The sequence below is a fragment of the Acidimicrobiales bacterium genome (assembly GCA_041394185.1).
Classification (GTDB): domain Bacteria; phylum Actinomycetota; class Acidimicrobiia; order Acidimicrobiales; family Poriferisodalaceae; genus JAAETH01.
Genome location: JAWKIQ010000002.1, coordinates 524,007 through 540,765 on the forward strand (window position 1 = coordinate 524,007; position 16,759 = coordinate 540,765).

The window sequence follows — 16,759 nt, forward strand, 5'->3', positions numbered from 1 at the left end:
TCTGATCCCTCGGGACGACTTCCTAGAAGTCGTCCATGCCCGGCATGGCGGGGCCGCCGTGCTCGTGCGGCTTCTCGACAACCACAGCCTCAGTCGTGAGGAACAGCGCAGCGATCGAGCCGGCGTTCTGCAACGCCGACAGGGTCACCTTGGCAGCATCGATGACACCAGCGGCAACGAGGTCTTCGTACACGCCGGTGCCGGCGTTGAGGCCGTTGGGGCCCTCGAGCGACGAAACCTTGTCGACGATGACGCCACCCTCGAGGCCGGCGTTCTCGGCGATCTGCTTGAGCGGCGCCGAAAGCGAACGAGCTACCAGACGAGCACCGGTGGCCTCGTCACCCACGAGAGCCTCAGCGGCAGCCTCGACGGCGGGGCGGGCACGAAGCAGAGCAACACCACCGCCAGGAACAACACCCTCCTCGAGGGCAGCCTTGGTGGTGCTGACAGCATCTTCGATGCGGTGCTTCTTTTCCTTCAGCTCGACCTCGGTGGCCGCGCCGACCTTCAGAACAGCGACACCACCCGACAGCTTGGCAAGACGCTCCTGGAGCTTTTCGCGGTCGTAGTCGGAATCGGTGTTGTCGATCTCGGCCCTGATCTGGGCGATACGACCCTGCACGTCCATCTCCTGGCCGGCACCCTCGATGATCGTGGTCTCGTCCTTGGTGACGACCACGCGGCGGGCCTGACCCAGCAGATCGAGGGTGACGTTCTCGAGCTTGAGACCGACGTCCTCGGTGACGACCTGGCCGCCGGTGAGAATCGCCATGTCCTGCAGCATCGCCTTGCGGCGATCACCGAAGCCAGGAGCCTTCACGGCCACCGAGCGGAACGTTCCGCGGATCTTGTTGACGACAAGCGTGGCCAGCGCCTCACCCTCGATGTCCTCGGCGATGATGACGAGCGGCTTCGCGCTCTGCATGACCTTCTCGAGAACAGGCACGATGTCACGTACGGCCGAGATCTTCGATCCGACGAACAACAGGTAAGGATCGTCGAGCACCGCCTCCTGGCGGTCGGGGTCGGTCACGAAGTAGGGCGAGATGAAGCCCTTGTCGAAACGCATGCCCTCGACGAGGTCCATCTCCAGGCCGAAGGTCTGGCCCTCTTCGACGGTGATGACGCCGTCCTTGCCGACCTTCTCGATGGCCTCCGAGATGCGCTGACCGATCTCGGCGTCGGCAGCCGAAATGGCGGCGACGTTGGCGATCTGGGCCTTGTCGGTCGAGACGTCCTGGGCAAGGTCACGAACCGCCTCGACAGCGGCGGCCACGCCGGCCTCGATGCCGCGCTTGAGCGACATCGGGTTGGCACCAGCCGCAACGTTTCGCAGGCCCTCGCGCACCATGCTCCACGCCAGAACAGTGGCGGTTGTGGTGCCGTCGCCAGCAACGTCGTCGGTCTTCTTGGCGACCTCCTTGACGAGCTCGGCGCCCAGCCTCTCGAACGGGTCTTCGAGCTCGATCTCCTTGGCGATCGACACGCCGTCGTTCGTGATCGTGGGAGCGCCCCACTTCTTGTCCAGAACGACGTTGCGGCCCTTGGGGCCCAAGGTGACACGCACGGCGTCGGCCAGCTTGTTCATGCCGGCCTCGAGCCCGCGACGAGCTTCTTCGTCGAACGAAATGAGTTTGGCCATTGTTGGATGTCTCCGTATGTGACGAGTCCCGATCGTGGCGACCGGGGCGGTGACACTTCTGCACCGATCGGACGACCGGCGTTTGTTAGCACTCTCGATGTACGAGTGCTAACAGCAAACCAGTCGCGCACCCGAATCGCAACCTCTCACGACCAAAACGCGCGCGTTGAGCCCAACACCACCTCAGCGTCGGCCCCCGCGCGCCGACAGCGCGTCGGAAACCACCCGCCCGACCAACGAAACGGTGTCGCTCATCGCTGCGTCGAGCCCGAAGGCGTCGGCGAGCGACACAACCTCCACACCGTCCAGAAGCGACCGATCCCAATCGCCGGCATCGACCGATCCGCAGACGACCATGGCCTCGACACCGAACTCGTGGGCCATGTCGAGAACCCCTCCGACCACCTTGCCGTCGACCGACTGGTCGTCGAGCAGACCCTCACCGGTTACCACCAGGTCGGCGCCGGCCAAAAGGCCATCGAGCCCCACCTCGTCGGCGACCAGATCGAACCCCGACACCAGCTGGGCACCCATCGCGGCGAGACCGCCGGCAAGACCACCCGCGGCCCCGGCTCCCTCGAGTCTGGTCACGTCGATGCCGAACTGGTCCGCGTATACCTGGGCCAACCGCTCGAGTCGCCTGACCAACAACTCGACCTGAGCCGGGCTGGCGCCCTTCTGGGGTCCGAAACGTGTGGCAGCAGAAACGAAGTCGATCCGAACGTCGCACGCGACCTCGATACGGCAGCCTGCGAGCCTGGCCAATGGCTCCATCGCCCGCAACGCACCCAGCCCACCGTCGGTGCACGCCGAGCCGCCTACACCGACGATGATGCGCCTGGCCCCGCACGAAACGGCCTCGGTGATCAGCTCTCCGGTGCCTGCGCTGGTGGCCGACAAGGCGTCGTTGCCCGCTGCCCCTCCCACCAGCTCGAGCCCAGACGCTCTTGCCATCTCGACCACTGCCCGGCCGCCGTCGATTCGGAACCCGGCCTCGACCGGGTCTCCGAGCGGACCGGTGACGATCGCCTGCCGGTTGGGACCTCCGAAGACGTCGAGCATGCCCTCGCCTCCGTCGGCGAGGGGTACCTGAGAACACGACCACCCGTTCTCGCTGGCGGCCCTGCCCACAGCACGCGCAAGGTCTCGCGCAGTGGCCGATCCGCGGAACTTGTCGAATGCGGCCACGACCCTCACCGGGCCAGTCTCTCCCATGACACCGCGGCAGGCCAGCTCGCACCACACTGTCTGCAATGAACCCCGCTGCTCAAAGAGGATCATCCATCCTCGACCGAAGGCCGATCGTGCTGGTCAGCAACCGAGGGCCCATCGCTTTCGACCTCGACGATGCCGGCAATGTCGTCACAGCCAAGACCGGAGGAGGTCTCGCCGCAGGTGTTCGTCCGGTATTGGCACAAACCGGCGGCATGTGGGTGTGCGTGCCTTTGACCGAGGCCGACCGACAGTCGGTCGGCACGACGGTTTCGGTCGATGGCATACAGGTGGTGTTCGCCGACGTAGACGCCGACGTCATCGATGCCGGCGTGGGTCGGGTGGCCAATGAATACCTGTGGTTCATGCATCACGGCCTCACCGAGATCGCCCGCGAACCGACCCCATCGCACTGGCTGGCCTTCGAGAGCTACAACCGGGCGGTTGCCGAGTGTGTAGCCGCCTACGCACCACCGCGTGCCGCCGTGCTGGTGCAGGACTATCACCTGCCTCTGGCCGCCTCGCACCTGAAAGCCTCGAGGCCTGACCTGGTGTGCACCCACTTCAACCACATCCCGTTCGCAAGCCCCGAGGTGTGGCGCCTGTTGCCGCCGGCCGAGCGCACCCGGATCGCTGAGGGATTTGGAGACTACGCAGCCTGCGGATTTCACAGCACAAGATGGGCAGAACGCTTCGCAGCTTCCGTAGGTCTCGACGTGACACCCACGCCGGCCACGTTCGTCACCCAGCTCGCCCCCGACCTCCAGGCGATGCGTCGACGCGCGTCAAGCGACCGCTGCGTCGAAGAAGGATCACGGCTGGCGGCCCACCACGGCGGCCGAAAGCTCATCGTGCGGGTAGACCGGCTCGAGCCCACCAAGAACCACCTGGTCGCAGTAGATGCCTTCGAAGATCTACTGACCCGCAGGGCAGACATGCGGGGCAGGGTGACCCTGATGGCCTACGCGTATCCGTCACGGTCTGCCCTAGGGGCCTACCGAATCCTTCGCCAGGATCTGACGGCCGCAGTGCATCGCGTCAACGACCGCTTCGGCACCCCCGATTGGACACCCATCGAGCTCGACCTGAACGACGACCTCGATGCAGCAGTGGCCGGGTTACAGGCATTCGACGTCTTGTTGGTGAACCCCGTCGAGGACGGCCTGAACCTGGTGGCTTTCGAGGGCGCAGCGTTGAACGACAACTCGGGCACGATCGTGTTGAGCACAAACTGCGGGGCCCACGACGCGCTTGTGGGCAACGTCCAGTCGATCGATCCGACCGACCTGGCGCAGACCTCGCAGGCCCTGGAACGCGCTCTCGACATGCCGTCGGGCGATCGCATCGCTCTGGCAACCCGAGCCCGAACAGCGGCCGAGGCGCTGTCGTCGCAGCGCTGGCTCGAGGACCAACTCGCAGCGTCAGGTCTGCAGGAAAGTGACGACCTCGGCAGGTGAATCAAGCGTGATGTCGGCGATGGCGGCCACCTGCGGATCGAGCTCGGGGCTGGCGACGACCACCTTGAGCGCACGCATGTTGGCTTGCAGATCGGCCACAGCGACAAAGGCGGACAGGTCACCAACGTCGTCACCGATCATCAACACCGCCTCTGTGCCGGGCTGGACCCGCTCCTTGACCGCCGAGCCCTTGTCGACGCTGATCGGTGGGTGAAGCTCGACGCTCATCTTGGCCGGTCGGGCTTGCAGCCCCGAGTCGACCGACACGCGTCGAGCCCATTCGAGGACCCGCGCCTCGAGGTCTGGGCGGCTCCGGTAGTGCACTGTCAGCGACAGAACCTTGCTCTCGACCACCACCGAGGTGCCCGAGAAATTGTCGAGCGCCGAAACCCGAGCTCGTTCCACCGTCGGAATCCACCCTTCGGCCTCGGCGTTGGTCAGTTCCCGACCCCCTACGAAGCTCTCGAGGCCGTACAGACCGACCAGCTCGACATCGAGGCCGGCCAGCTGAGACACCAGGAACGAAACCGGGCGGCCGGATATCACGGTGACCCGTGCCCCGTCACGACGCAATCTCGACAACGCATCCAGTGCGCCGTGTTGGGGTCTGGCCTGCTCGGGCGTGCCCACGATCGGCGACAGGGTGCCGTCGAAATCGGTGAACACGTGGGTACCGGTCAGGTCGTCCCCGAGCAGGTCGCGAATGCCCACGAGATGGATCAGTTGGCGATGTCCGAGCCCAGCAGCACCAGGATGTGAGGATCTTCCCAGTCGGCCACGAGCGCTTCGGGCGAGTCGGGCATGCTGAACACAGCGTCGTTGCCCAGCCCCAGCTCCGCAGCAATCTGCTGGGCCTCGAGCAGATAACCACCAACGTGGTGGATCTTCGTGAGAGCCAAGGTGCCCTGGCCGCTGGCCGAGTTCGTGGGCTTGAGGGTGACGTATCCAAGGGCCTTGAAATCGTCGGTCTGGCCACCGGCCGCACCGGCCACAGCCGTGGTGTTGGCAACCTGGACACGCACCTGAGCGTTCGGCCTGGGCTCGACCGCACCCCTGTCGTCGGTGGTGGTGTCGGTGGTGCCTGCAGCGGTTGTGTCGGTTGTGGCCACCGAGGTGTCGGTGGTACCAGCAGCGGTCGTATCGGTCGTGGCGACCGAGGTGTCGGTGGTACCAGCAGCGGTTGTGTCGGTTGTGGCGACCGAGGTGTCGGCGGTACCAGCAGCGGTCGTGTCGGTGGTTCCCGACGCGGCCTCGGTTGTCGAGGCCGACTGCTCGCCGCCAGCGGCAACGGTCGAATCACCCACGGCGGTACGGATCAAAACGATTCCGATGACCACGGCTATGACGATCAAGATGATGCCGCGCGACATCGCCCCTCCGGCAGAACGGACGAACGAACCGTCCTGCGATGCATGACGTCCGGCGTTCATGATTGATCTCCTCCTGCTGCCCGCTGATGCCGCACCGAGCCCGAGGTGGGAATCGAACCCACAACCCCCGCTTTACAAGAGCGGTGCTCTAGCCGTTGAGCTACTCGGGCGCTTCGGACGATGGTACGCCCCGCGGACCCCGTGGTGGGCGCGCGTCAAGATCTGCGCCTGACCACCTCATAACAGGCGACCGCCGCAGCGTTGGCGACGTTCAACGAGTCGAGCTTTCCGAACTGAGGAATCGACACCAACTCATCGCATCGTTCCGAGACCAGACGACCCAGACCCGCGCCCTCCGCGCCAAGCACCATCGCCACCGGACCATCGAAGGCAGCAGTCGATTCCCAGATGGACTGGGGCGCCCTGGCTGCCAACCCGATGGTCCAGATTCCCTTGTCGGCCAACTGTCCCATCGCCGCTGGTAGCCCGCCGACCAGCGAGATCCGGAGGTACTCGACAGCGCCGGCCGCCGACTTCACCGCCGCCGGCGTGAGGCGGGCCGCCCGATGCCGCGGTATGACCACACCGGTCACCCCGGCCACTTCGGCGGTTCGCAGGATGGCGCCGAGGTTGCCAGGATCGGTGATGCCGTCGAGCATCAAGAGGAAGGGTTGGCGGCCCTCGAATGGCTGGGTGAGGTCGTCGAAGTCGGTGGCCCGAACCGACTTGGCTGTCGCTATTACTCCCTGAGGGGCGTCTGTGCGGGCCAGCTCGTCCAGCTTGCGCCGAGCGACTCGTGTCACCGGCACCCGATCTTCGGCAGCCAGGTCGAGGATCTCGGCGACTATCACCGAATCGTCGATGTCTTCTGCCACGACGATCTCTCGAACCTTGCGCTTGCCTACGCGCAACAGTTCGACCACGGCCTGACGGCCCTCGACCCGGTCGCCGCCCAGGTCGTCTGGGTCGCGTTGGCGCCCACGCTGGCGATCGTCGCCGCCACGCGGTGCGGTGCTGCGACCCCCGGCAGCTGCCCCGGGGCGTCCCCTGGCCGCGCTCGGGTTGTTGCGACCCTGGCTGCGCCTGCCCGGCTTGGGTGTGCCGCCGCGACCGCCTTTGCGACCTCTTGCGTTGCTCATCGGTCTTGCGACCCTTCGATCAGGGCTACCGCCATACAGACGATCGCCTCTCCACGACCAAGTGCGCCGACACCTTCGGTGGTGCGCCCCTTGACTCCAACGGGAGCGCCCACCACCGCACCCAGCCGCTCGGACATCTGAGAGCGCCGGGGTGCCAGCTTGGGGCGGTCGGCCACCACCGTACAGTCGACGTTGACAGCCCGATAGCCGGCGGCGTGCACCAGCTCGACGGCCCTGCGCAACAACTCGATGCTGTCGGCCCCGGCAAACTGTGGGTCGGTGTCGGGAAACTGCTGGCCGATGTCTCCCAGTCCCGCAGCGGCCAACAGAGAGTCGATCACGGCATGGGCCACGACGTCGGCGTCGCTGTGGCCGACCAGGCCGGGATGACCCTCGAAGTGGATACCTCCCAGCAGAAGCCGACGATCGGGGTCGTCACTGACCCTGTGAACGTCGTATCCATGTCCGATTCGCAGATTCACGGGCTGACGCTCCAGTCTCACCAGGTTGCCCTGGCAACTACCAGGTCGTATTCGGTGGTGATCTTGGCAGCTCGCGGCGAACCTTCCACCACATGCACGACCCCGCCGACCGATTCGATCAGGGCGGCGTCGTCGGTGGCGTCTGCCCCCGACGAATGAGCCTCGCGCAGCAGGGCGGCACGAAACCCCTGTGGGGTCTGCACCGCGACGAGCGACGAGCGATCGGGCGTCGACACCACAACGTCGCCTTCGACCTGCTTGATCGTGTCAGCCACCGCCAGCGCCGGCACCACAGCATCGGCCCCACGACGCAAGGCGGCGATGACGCGAGCGAACACCTCGGCAGGAGCACCGGGCCGAGCCCCATCGTGCACCAGCACGAATTCGACGTCGGGCGGCAATGCGTCGAGCCCCCGACGCACCGACTCGCTGCGCGACTCGCCGCCGGGTACTACCAACACTCCGTCGCACAATTCGACGACATTGGGGTCGGACGACACCAACACGACCTGATCACAACAGCGTTGGGCAACGCCGACGGCATGTTCGACGACGGCTGCACCGGCGATGGTCTCGAGCAGCTTGGGCCGGCCGAACCGCGTGCTCGAGCCGGCCGCCACCACGATGGCCCAAACCGGCCCTGGCGTTCGTCCTGTCATACACAAAGCGTGTCAGGTCGCGGCCGCTGTCTCCAGGTCTTCGTGGGCATCGATGGTGGCGAAGTGCATGATGCCCTTGGCTGTGGGTACCGAGTGGCTGACCCGAACCCTGACCTCATTGCCAAGCTGTTCGGCCGCGTCGGAGACCACGACCATGGAACCGTCGGACCTGTACCCGACACCCTGGCCGGGCTCGGAACCCTCGCGGACCAGCTCGATGCTGAGCACCTCGCCGGGCATCACCTCTGACCGCAATCCGTCGGCCAGCCGCGACACGAACAGGGTGGACACTCCCTGTAGCTCGGCCACACGGGCCAACGGTTGATCGTTGGTGATCAGCCTGACGTTCAGGCGGCGTCCGAGGGTGACGAGCTTGGCGTCGACGTGTTTGACCTCTGGCACCTCGTCGTCGATGACCCTCAGCGAGACCGTGCCCTCGTCGTCGAGCACGTCGAGCAGCTCGAGCGCCTTGCGGCCCCTGCGCCGCTTGGTCGGGTCTTGGGCATCCGCGATCGCCTGAATCTCGTCGAGCACAAATCGGGGAACCAACAAGGTTCCACGAATGAAGCCCGACCTCACGATCTCGAGAAGCCTGCCGTCCAACACAGCGCTGGAATCAACCAGCAATGCGTCGCCGGCCGGGGCCTCGCCCAGGCGTCTCGACGCTGACAACCCAATGGGTGACAGGCCCAGAAGGGCCCAGAAGTCGGCACTGGCACGCAACCCGAACCTGGTGCCGATCGACATTCCGAGCCAGCAGACGACGGCCGCGACCGGACCACCAAATCGCCAGCCCATGCCCAGCAGCGCACCCGTGCCGGCAACGATCCCCAGAATGCCACCGAACGTTCCGAACACTGCGCCCGACACCATCTCGGCCGGCGACCATGGCAGCTTCATGTTCTCGAGGCCGTCGACGGTGCGGGACACGCGCCGGCCCAGGACACCGCCGATGACGTACCCGATACCGGCACCCAGAGTTGCTCCGACGAAGGGCGATACCTCGCCGCCTGCAGTCATCAGCGCAACTTCGTGGCCGGCCGCTGTGAGGAGCAAAACGATGAGGAGCCTGATGGTCTCGACGAACAACTCAGCTCCTCCTCTCGCTCCAACAGTGCGGTATCACGCCACTACCAAACTCCATCGGCAGACCCGCGGCGAGATGTAAACCGTTTGACGAGTTTGTGCGATGTGCGAGGCTCGGCTTCAGCAGATGTGTCGTACGCCACTACCATGAGTCCGATGGACGATCGCCAACTGCTCATGTCGGTCGAGATGCTGTCGGGGCTCACAGACTCCGAACTCGACGAACTCCAGGCGCTGACGGGCGACATCCAGTTGCGACGCAACGAGGTGTTGTTCTCTGAACACGACGAAGCCGACTGCCTGTTCGTCGTCCGAGATGGTCGCCTGGCCATCGTTCGCGACTCGTTCGACGGGCGCGAGTCGGTTCTGGCGTTGCTGACCGCGGGTGATCTGGTGGGTGAGATGCCGTTGTTCGACGGCGCCCCACGGAGCGCAAAGGTGAAGGCGCTCGAGCCCACCAGCCTAGTGAAGGTTCCCTACGAGCCGCTGCGACGCATGTACACCGCCAGGCCCGAGCTGCTGTGGGGAGCCGTGTCGCTGCTGGCGTCGCGGCTGCGGACGATGGACGACGCCCTGGCCGACACCATGTTCCTCGATGTCGCCGGCCGCACCGCCAAGAAACTGTTGGAGATGGCGGGCGACGAAGACGAGTTCCAGTTGCCTGTGACCCAAGAAGAACTGGCACAGATGGTCGGGGCCAGTCGGGAGCGGGTGAACAAGGCGTTGTCGTCGTTCAACCGGCTCGGTTGGCTTGAACAACGCGAGCGCACCTACCTGATCACCAACCGCGACGCCCTCACGCAGCGATCTCTTTGACCCGATCGATTCCGAAGCCCAAGCGAGCCAGGGTTTCGACGACGTCGACGGCCCGATGTACGCGCCCACCAGGTGCAACCGGAGACCCGGCGGGCACGATCACAGCCCCGTAACCCAGCCGCGCAGCCTCGGCCATGCGCCGGTCGATGTCTGCCACTTGGCGAACCTCACCGCCCAGGCCCACCTCGCCACAGGCGACTATGTCGGGAGGCAGAGGTTCGTCGTACAGGGCCGAGACCACGGCCAAGGCAACTGCGAGGTCGATGCCCGGCTCTGTGACCTTGGCGCCGCCGACTATCGACACGAACACGTCGCGCTTTGCCAGCGGCAATCGGCAGCGGCGCTCGAGAACCGCCAACAGCAGCGAGAGGCGACGCTGATCGAACCCCTGGACCACCCGTCGTGGCGAGGCCAGGTTGGTCTCGGAAACCAGGGCCTGCACCTCGACCAGAAGAGGCCGGCTGCCGTCGAGGACCGGCGCAACGATCGACCCGGGAACACCCGGGCGCCGATCGGCCAGGAACAGCCGGCTCGGATCGTCGACAGACACAAGGCCGCTCGGGCCCATTTCGAACACGCCCAACGACCTTGTCGAACCGAAGCGGTGCTTGACCGCCCTGAGGAAACGCAGGGCGTGGTGCCGGTCGCCCTCGAAGGTGAGAACCGTGTCGACGACGTGCTCGAGCACTCGTGGGCCGGCGATGTTGCCTTCCTTGGTGACATGGCCGACAAGCACGACGGACGACGAGGTCGCCCGCGCCACCCGCACCAAGCTGTGGGCCGCCTCACGCACCTGGGTCACCGAACCAGGGGTGCCGGGCTGATCGGGCTGGTAAACGCTTTGGACCGAGTCGACGATGACGACGTCTGGCCGCAACGTTTCGATCTCCGATGTGATGGCGCCGACGTCGATGACGTCGGTGATGAACACACCATCGGCCACCGCGCCCAGGCGTGCGGCCCTGTCGCGCACCTGGGTCATCGACTCTTCGGCCGACACATACAACACCTTGCGGCCCGAGCGAGCCACCGAACCCGCCGCCTGCACCAGCAGCGTCGATTTGCCGATGCCAGGCTCGCCGCCAAGCAGGGTGACCGAGCCGGCCACCAGGCCACCGCCCAGAACCAGATCCAGCTGATCGATACCCGTTGGGTCGTGGGGTTGAGCCGCGGAACTGACCGAAGCAAGGGGCACCGCCGAAGCCGCCGTGAGGCCGCCGACCGTGGCGGTTTTTTCTACGAGCGTGTTCCACTCGCCACAGGAAGCGCACTGACCTGTCCACTTTGGAGCCGGTGTCGAGCACGACCGACACAGATACGAGACCTTGTTTCGAGCCACCGCCCAAGTCTCGCAGAGGGGTGGGACGTCGCGTGGGGCTTCGGAGCTAAATCGTCGGAACCCTGGTGGTGGGCCGACGACGCCGATGCACCACCACCAGCGCGCCCGCCAGCACGGCAGCGGCCATCCACGACAACGCCACCCAACGCCAGGCCCGGTCATAGTCGGCCCTGGCGTCTGCAGCCTGAGCCCTCGACTCGAGCACAGAGCCGTCTATTGCAGTAGCCATCACATCGACCGACCTGGCGGCTTCATCGGACAACAGAACCGATGCGTCCTGGGGTGGTTGACCCGGAACGCTCGCGTGGACAGACACCGATACCGCGCCGTCGAGGGGGCCGCCGGCACGCGCCTCGAGCTCGGCGAGGCTTTCGCCGAAGGGTTCGCCACCGAACAACTGACCCAGTTCGGGGTCGGTGAAGTCCGCGACCGTGGCCTCGGGCAAGGCCGACAACGCCACCCGGTAGTCCGTTCGGCCGATCGAGGGCACGACCTCAACAGCCGATACTTCGAACAGTCGCCCATCGTCGACCTGGGAAACCACCCGTGCGACATCTTCGGGTGACACGTCGTTCAGAGCGAGCTCGAGCCGAGCCCCACCGTCGACGGCCTCGGGGCCGCTGACGGCCCAACCCGAGTCGATCACGCCACCCAGATCGATGGTGTCGAGATCGATACCGGAGACAACCTCGTCATCGGCGTAGAGAGTGAACATGACCGAGGACGTTCCGTCCTCGGCCATGTCGACATTCAGAGCTAGGTCTAATCGGCACCCGGTGAGCAGGGCCGACGCTGCCGCCAGCGACAGCGCAGCCTTGTACCTCACTCAGCGCCGGCGTCGGCCATCTCGATCTGAGGCGGCTCGAACCCTTCGATCGCACGGAACACGATCTCGTCGTTCTCCTCGTCGGCGTCGACGATGATGATGTTCCCGGCGTGGAACTCCTTGTAGAGAATGCGCTCGGACAGAGCGTCCTCGACATGGCGCTGGATTGCGCGGCGCAGCGGTCGTGCACCCAACGTCGGGTCGTAGCCCTTGCGAGCCAGCATCGTCTTGGCAGCATCGGTGAGCTCGAGGCCCAGGCCCTGAGCTTCGAGTTGCTTTGCAGTGCGGGCGATCATGAGGTCGACGATCTCGGTGACCTCCTCGAGCGAGAGCTCGTGGAAGACGATGGTTTCGTCGATGCGGTTCAAGAACTCTGGGCGGAAGTGTTCCTTCAGAGCGTCGTTGACCTTTTCCTTCATGCGGGCGTAGCTGACAGCCTCGTCGACCTTGGAGAAGCCAACATTGACCTTGCGGAGATCGCGGGTACCCAGGTTCGAGGTCATGATCAGGATCGTGTTGCGGAAGTCGACCGAGCGACCCTGAGAGTCGGTGAGGCGACCCTCTTCGAGGATCTGCAGCAGCGTGTTGAACACGTCTGGATGCGCCTTCTCGACCTCGTCGAACAGCACCACCGAGAACGGCTTGCGTCGGACGGCCTCTGTGAGTTGGCCGCCCTCGTCGTAGCCGACATAGCCCGGGGGCGAACCCACCAGACGGCTGACGGTGTGCTTCTCCATGTACTCGGACATGTCGAGGCTGATGAGAGAATCCTCGTCGCCGAACAAGAACTCGGCGAGGGTCTTGGCGAGCTCGGTCTTGCCGACACCCGATGGGCCCAAGAAGATGAACGAGCCACCCGGGCGGCGCGGATCCTTGAGGCCCGCACGCGTGCGGCGGATCGCCTGGCTGACCGCCTTGATGGCGTCTTCTTGACCGATCACCCGCTCGTGGAGGACGTCCTCCATGCGAAGAAGCTTCTGGGTCTCTTCCTCGGTGAGCTTGTAGACCGGGATACCGGTCCAGATCGACAGAACCTCGGCGATGGCCTCCTCGTCGACCTCGTCGAAGAGGTCGACCCCCTCGGCCTTGATCTGGGTCTCCATCTCGGACTTCTGCTCGAGGAGCTGCTTCTCCTCGTCGCGCAGCGACCCGGCGAGCTCGAAGTCCTGGTCTTCGACGGCCTGCTTCTTGCGCTCGACGACGTCGGCGATCTTGTTCTCGATCTCCTTGTAGTCGGGCGGGGTCTCCATGCGCTTGATCCGCAACCGCGAGCCGGCCTCGTCGATGAGGTCGATGGCCTTGTCCGGCAGCTGGCGATCGGAGATGTAGCGATCGGCGAGGTTGGCTGCGGCCACCAACGCCTGATCGGTGATGGTGACCCTGTGATGCGCCTCGTAGCGGTCGCGAAGTCCCTTCAAGATCTCGATTGTGTGTGCCACGGTGGGCTCGTCGACCTTGATGGGCTGGAAGCGACGCTCGAGGGCAGCGTCTTTCTCGAGATGCTTGCGATACTCGTCCAGGGTGGTGGCACCGATGGTCTGCAGTTCGCCGCGAGCCAGCATTGGCTTGAGGATCGACGCAGCGTCGATGGCGCCCTCTGCAGCGCCGGCGCCCACCAGGGTGTGGAGCTCGTCGATGAACAGAATGATGTCGCCGCGGGTCTTGATCTCTTTGAGGACCTTCTTGAGGCGCTCTTCGAAGTCACCCCGATAACGCGAGCCGGCGACGAGGGCGCCGAGGTCGAGTGTGTAGAGGTGCTTGTTCTTGAGTGTCTCGGGCACATCACCGCTGACGATGCGCTGAGCGAGGCCCTCGACAATTGCGGTCTTGCCGACACCCGGCTCACCGATGAGGACCGGATTGTTCTTGGTGCGACGAGACAAGACCTGCATGACACGCTCGGTCTCGCGCGATCGACCGATGACCGGGTCGAGGCCCTTCTCGCGGGCGACCTGGGTGAGGTTGCGGCCGAACTGGTCGAGGACGACCGAGCCCGACTGGTTGCCTGCCTCGCCCGCATTGCTTCCGGTGGAAGCGCCTGCGGTCTCCTTGCCAGACGAACCCGACGATGCAGGACCCGAATAGCCAGAGAGCAACTGGATGACCTGCTGGCGAACCCTGGACAGATCCGCGCCCAGCTTGACGAGGACCTGGGCAGCGACACCCTCGCCCTCGCGGATCAGCCCCAACAAGATGTGTTCGGTGCCGATGTAGTTGTGACCGAGCTGCAGCGCCTCGCGCAATGACAGCTCGAGAACCTTCTTGGCGCGCGGGGTGAATGGGATGTGCCCCGAGGGCGAAGACCCGCCCTGGCCGATGATCTCCTCTACCTGGCTGCGAACAGCCTCGAGGGAGATGCCGAGCGATTCGAGAGCCTTGGCGGCAACCCCCTCGCCCTCGTGAATGAGCCCGAGCAAGATGTGCTCGGTGCCGATGTAGTTGTGGTTGAGCAGGCGAGCTTCTTCTTGCGCCAGCACCACGACTCGACGTGCCCTGTCTGTGAACCTCTCGAACACGGACCCTCCGTCCTTTACACGCCGGATGTCGCTGTAGCCGACGTGACGCTCTTCGATCTCGCTTCAGAAGCGCAAACCCGAGTGTACCGGGCACATGTGACAGCATCTCCTCGCGATTGCGTCAAGGCCGTCAACATGGTGTTTCCATCGGCCGAACCGCACCCGAGATGAGGGGCCCGAGCGTGGCGGGTGTGGCCGTGGGCAGATACGTTGGGCCACGATGTCGATCGATCTTCTCGCCTGGCGTCACTCGCCCGACCAAGACCGGCTGTCAATCGAACAGACGCTCAGCAGGGCGTGTGACGCGAAAGACCCGCAGCTCAGCCTGCTCGCCGTGCAGGCCGTCACGCCGGTGACCTGTCGCCTACGCGCCTCGACGACCGTGCTGGGCGCGCTCGAGCGCTCGGACGCAGACGCTTCGTCGGCCCTCTTGAGCGCGGATCTGCTGAATGCCGCCGCGGCCGTCGAGCTCGTGCACATCGGCGCGGTGACACACGACGACGTGATCGACTCGGTGACCACACGCAGTGAGTCGCCTACCGTCAACGCGACCGCCGGCAACCTGCAGGCGATACTGGCCGGCGACTTCTTGATGGCCAGAGCATCAGAGTACGCCGCGGCCCACGGCACCCAGATCGCCCAGATGCTGGCCGAAACCATCGGCTGGATATGCGAGGGCAGGGCCCGCCAACTTCAGCAATCGGGTAGCGCTCGGCCCACCCCCGAAGAACGCATCGACACCATCAGCACGCGCCACGCCAGCCTGTTCTCGACCGGCGCCACCATCGGCGCCCTTGTCGCCGGAGCCAGCAGCGACAGCGCGGATGCGATCGGCCAAGCCGGCATGGCGCTGGGACGATCGATCGCCATCTTCTACGACGTGACGCGAATCGTGTCCGGCGATCCGGGGACTGGTACAGGTCCGCTGGCAGATCTCGACCGCCACGTGTGGACGCTGCCAATGACCATCGCCGGCCCAGATCTGATGGACCGCGCCCAAAGCGGCGCAAACCCCCAAGAGCTCAGGGACGAACTGATGGCCGAACCTCGGGCGAGCGCCATCTCGATGGGTCGCTCGGAACTCGATGCGGCCCGGACCGGACTCGAACCCGGTTCGCCGCTGCACTCGGCCTGCGGCATCGTCGCCCAGGCATTCGACCAGCTGGCTCGGGCCTGAGCGGCCCAAGGAGCTTCAGACCCCTACGGGCCCGATCTCGAGGTCGTCGCCCAGAGTCGACAAGGCCCACACGCGATAATCCTCGGGCAGGCGTCGCAGACCCTGAACGGTCGGGTGGTCGTCGAAGGTGTCGAGTGCCGAAACCGCCGACTTCTCGAAGTCGAGCGCCACGGCCAGTGCATGTTCGATGCCGCCAGAAGCAGCAACCAGTCGGCTGGCATGTGCCGAGGTCTCGTAGTCGACCGGGCCGTCTAGCAGGGCCGACAACTCGTCGCCGCGGTCGCCGGCCAGGGCGTGCAATACGGGCAAGGTATAGACACCGGCACGCAAGTCGCTGCCCACCGGCTTGCCCAGCCGCTCGGGGTCGGCCACCAGGTCGAGTACGTCGTCGACGATCTGGAACGACATGCCGAAGGCTCGGGCGTAGATGCCCAGAGCGTCGACGAGTTCTGGTGGGGCGTCGGCCGCAAGACCGCCCATGCGGGCCGACACGTCGAACAGCGCTGCTGTCTTGGCCTCGATCGACGCGAAGTGTTGTTCGATGGTGCGATGACGGTCTTCGAGCTGGACGGTCTCTTGGTGCTGGCCCACGCACAGCTCGATGACGGTGCGGGCGAGAACGCGGGCAGCCTCGGCCGACACCCGTGCGGCCTCGACTCCGGCGCGGGCCAAGATGTAGTCGCCGGCCAGGATTGCCGGCTCTTCTCCGTCGGTGGCGTTGATGGTGGGCACGCCTCGCCGGGTGGCGGCCTTGTCGAAGATGTCGTCGTGTACGAGCGACCCGACCTGCACGAGTTCGACGGCAGCGGCACCCGAGATGACCCGGTCGTCGAACACGTCGAAGACGTGGGCTGCTGCGATCACCATCACCGGCCGCAGGCGTTTGCCGCCGGACAGGGCCATACGTGTCGACGGCGGCCCCAGACCCACACCGTCCAGCAGCAACGCCTCCGACAAGCGCTCTTCGACCCTGTCGATGCGCGCGACCAGCTCGTCGACTGCAAGCAGACGGGCCAGGTAGTCGAATTCCACGCAGGC

15 protein-coding genes and 1 tRNA gene are annotated in these 16,759 nt (G+C 65.5%); 3 read left to right on the forward strand and 13 right to left on the reverse strand.

Features of this window, described 5'->3' with window-relative positions:
- Positions 1-22: 22 nt before the first annotated feature.
- Both groL and R2770_09980 read right to left on the reverse strand, forming a co-directional pair.
- Positions 23-1,642: a chaperonin GroEL gene (gene groL / locus R2770_09975; protein ID MEZ5280792.1), complete on the reverse strand. Its 1,620-nt coding sequence runs from the start codon at positions 1,640-1,642 to the stop codon at positions 23-25.
- Positions 1,643-1,825: 183 nt separating this feature from the next.
- A complete protein-coding gene (locus tag R2770_09980) occupies positions 1,826-2,839 on the reverse strand; it encodes a glycerate kinase (protein ID MEZ5280793.1) in 1,014 nt (337 codons plus the stop codon).
- A gap of 56 nt (positions 2,840-2,895) precedes the next feature.
- Between R2770_09980 and R2770_09985 the strand changes: the two genes are divergently transcribed.
- Positions 2,896-4,311: a trehalose-6-phosphate synthase gene (locus R2770_09985; protein MEZ5280794.1), complete on the forward strand. Its 1,416-nt coding sequence runs from the start codon at positions 2,896-2,898 to the stop codon at positions 4,309-4,311.
- Here R2770_09985 and otsB read toward each other — a convergent pair.
- The 7 genes from otsB to R2770_10020 all read right to left on the reverse strand — a co-directional run bounded on the left by otsB (position 4,276) and on the right by R2770_10020 (position 9,050).
- Positions 4,276-5,022, reverse strand: coding sequence for a trehalose-phosphatase (gene otsB / locus R2770_09990; protein ID MEZ5280795.1), 747 nt, complete (start codon positions 5,020-5,022; stop codon positions 4,276-4,278). The genes R2770_09985 and otsB overlap by 36 nt on opposite strands.
- An 8-nt stretch (positions 5,023-5,030) precedes the next feature.
- The gene (locus R2770_09995; protein ID MEZ5280796.1) at positions 5,031-5,741 is read right to left on the reverse strand and encodes a LytR C-terminal domain-containing protein; all 711 of its coding nucleotides are present in this window, start codon (positions 5,739-5,741) and stop codon (positions 5,031-5,033) included.
- 37 nt (positions 5,742-5,778) lie between these two features.
- Positions 5,779-5,851: transfer RNA gene (locus tag R2770_10000), tRNA-Thr, on the reverse strand.
- A gap of 45 nt (positions 5,852-5,896) precedes the next feature.
- Entirely contained in the window at positions 5,897-6,820 is a 924-nt protein-coding gene (rlmB, locus tag R2770_10005) for a 23S rRNA (guanosine(2251)-2'-O)-methyltransferase RlmB (protein MEZ5280797.1), read from the reverse strand.
- Positions 6,817-7,302, reverse strand: a complete 486-nt coding sequence (gene ispF, locus R2770_10010) for a 2-C-methyl-D-erythritol 2,4-cyclodiphosphate synthase (GenBank protein MEZ5280798.1) — start codon at positions 7,300-7,302, stop codon at positions 6,817-6,819. Before ispF ends, rlmB begins: the two co-directional genes overlap by 4 nt.
- Positions 7,303-7,319: 17 nt before the next feature.
- Positions 7,320-7,961, reverse strand: coding sequence for a 2-C-methyl-D-erythritol 4-phosphate cytidylyltransferase (gene ispD, locus R2770_10015; protein MEZ5280799.1), 642 nt, complete (start codon positions 7,959-7,961; stop codon positions 7,320-7,322).
- 12 nt (positions 7,962-7,973) lie between these two features.
- Positions 7,974-9,050, reverse strand: coding sequence for a hypothetical protein (locus R2770_10020; GenBank protein MEZ5280800.1), 1,077 nt, complete (start codon positions 9,048-9,050; stop codon positions 7,974-7,976).
- A gap of 153 nt (positions 9,051-9,203) precedes the next feature.
- Here R2770_10020 and R2770_10025 point away from each other — a divergent pair, with 153 nt between their 5' ends.
- Entirely contained in the window at positions 9,204-9,863 is a 660-nt protein-coding gene (locus R2770_10025) for a Crp/Fnr family transcriptional regulator (GenBank protein MEZ5280801.1), read from the forward strand.
- Here R2770_10025 and radA read toward each other — a convergent pair.
- The 3 genes from radA to R2770_10040 all read right to left on the reverse strand — a co-directional run bounded on the left by radA (position 9,844) and on the right by R2770_10040 (position 14,544).
- Positions 9,844-11,364: a DNA repair protein RadA gene (gene radA / locus R2770_10030; protein MEZ5280802.1), complete on the reverse strand. Its 1,521-nt coding sequence runs from the start codon at positions 11,362-11,364 to the stop codon at positions 9,844-9,846. The genes R2770_10025 and radA overlap by 20 nt on opposite strands.
- Positions 11,249-11,944 carry a hypothetical protein gene (locus R2770_10035; GenBank protein ID MEZ5280803.1) on the reverse strand — a complete coding sequence of 232 codons (696 nt, stop codon included), beginning with the start codon at positions 11,942-11,944 and terminating at the stop codon, positions 11,249-11,251. The genes radA and R2770_10035 overlap by 116 nt, the downstream gene beginning before the upstream one ends.
- Before the next feature lie 80 nt (positions 11,945-12,024).
- Positions 12,025-14,544 (reverse strand): ATP-dependent Clp protease ATP-binding subunit, encoded by a 2,520-nt coding sequence (locus R2770_10040; GenBank protein ID MEZ5280804.1) that lies wholly within the window; start codon positions 14,542-14,544, stop codon positions 12,025-12,027.
- Positions 14,545-14,764: 220 nt separating this feature from the next.
- On the opposite strand from R2770_10040, the gene R2770_10045 reads away from it, so the two are divergent.
- Complete coding sequence (locus tag R2770_10045; GenBank protein ID MEZ5280805.1) at positions 14,765-15,721, forward strand: polyprenyl synthetase family protein; 957 nt, start codon at positions 14,765-14,767, stop codon at positions 15,719-15,721.
- A 15-nt stretch (positions 15,722-15,736) separates the two neighbouring features.
- Here the strand turns inward: R2770_10045 and R2770_10050 are convergent, their stop codons facing one another.
- Entirely contained in the window at positions 15,737-16,753 is a 1,017-nt protein-coding gene (locus R2770_10050) for a polyprenyl synthetase family protein (GenBank protein MEZ5280806.1), read from the reverse strand.
- Positions 16,754-16,759 lie beyond the last annotated feature (6 nt).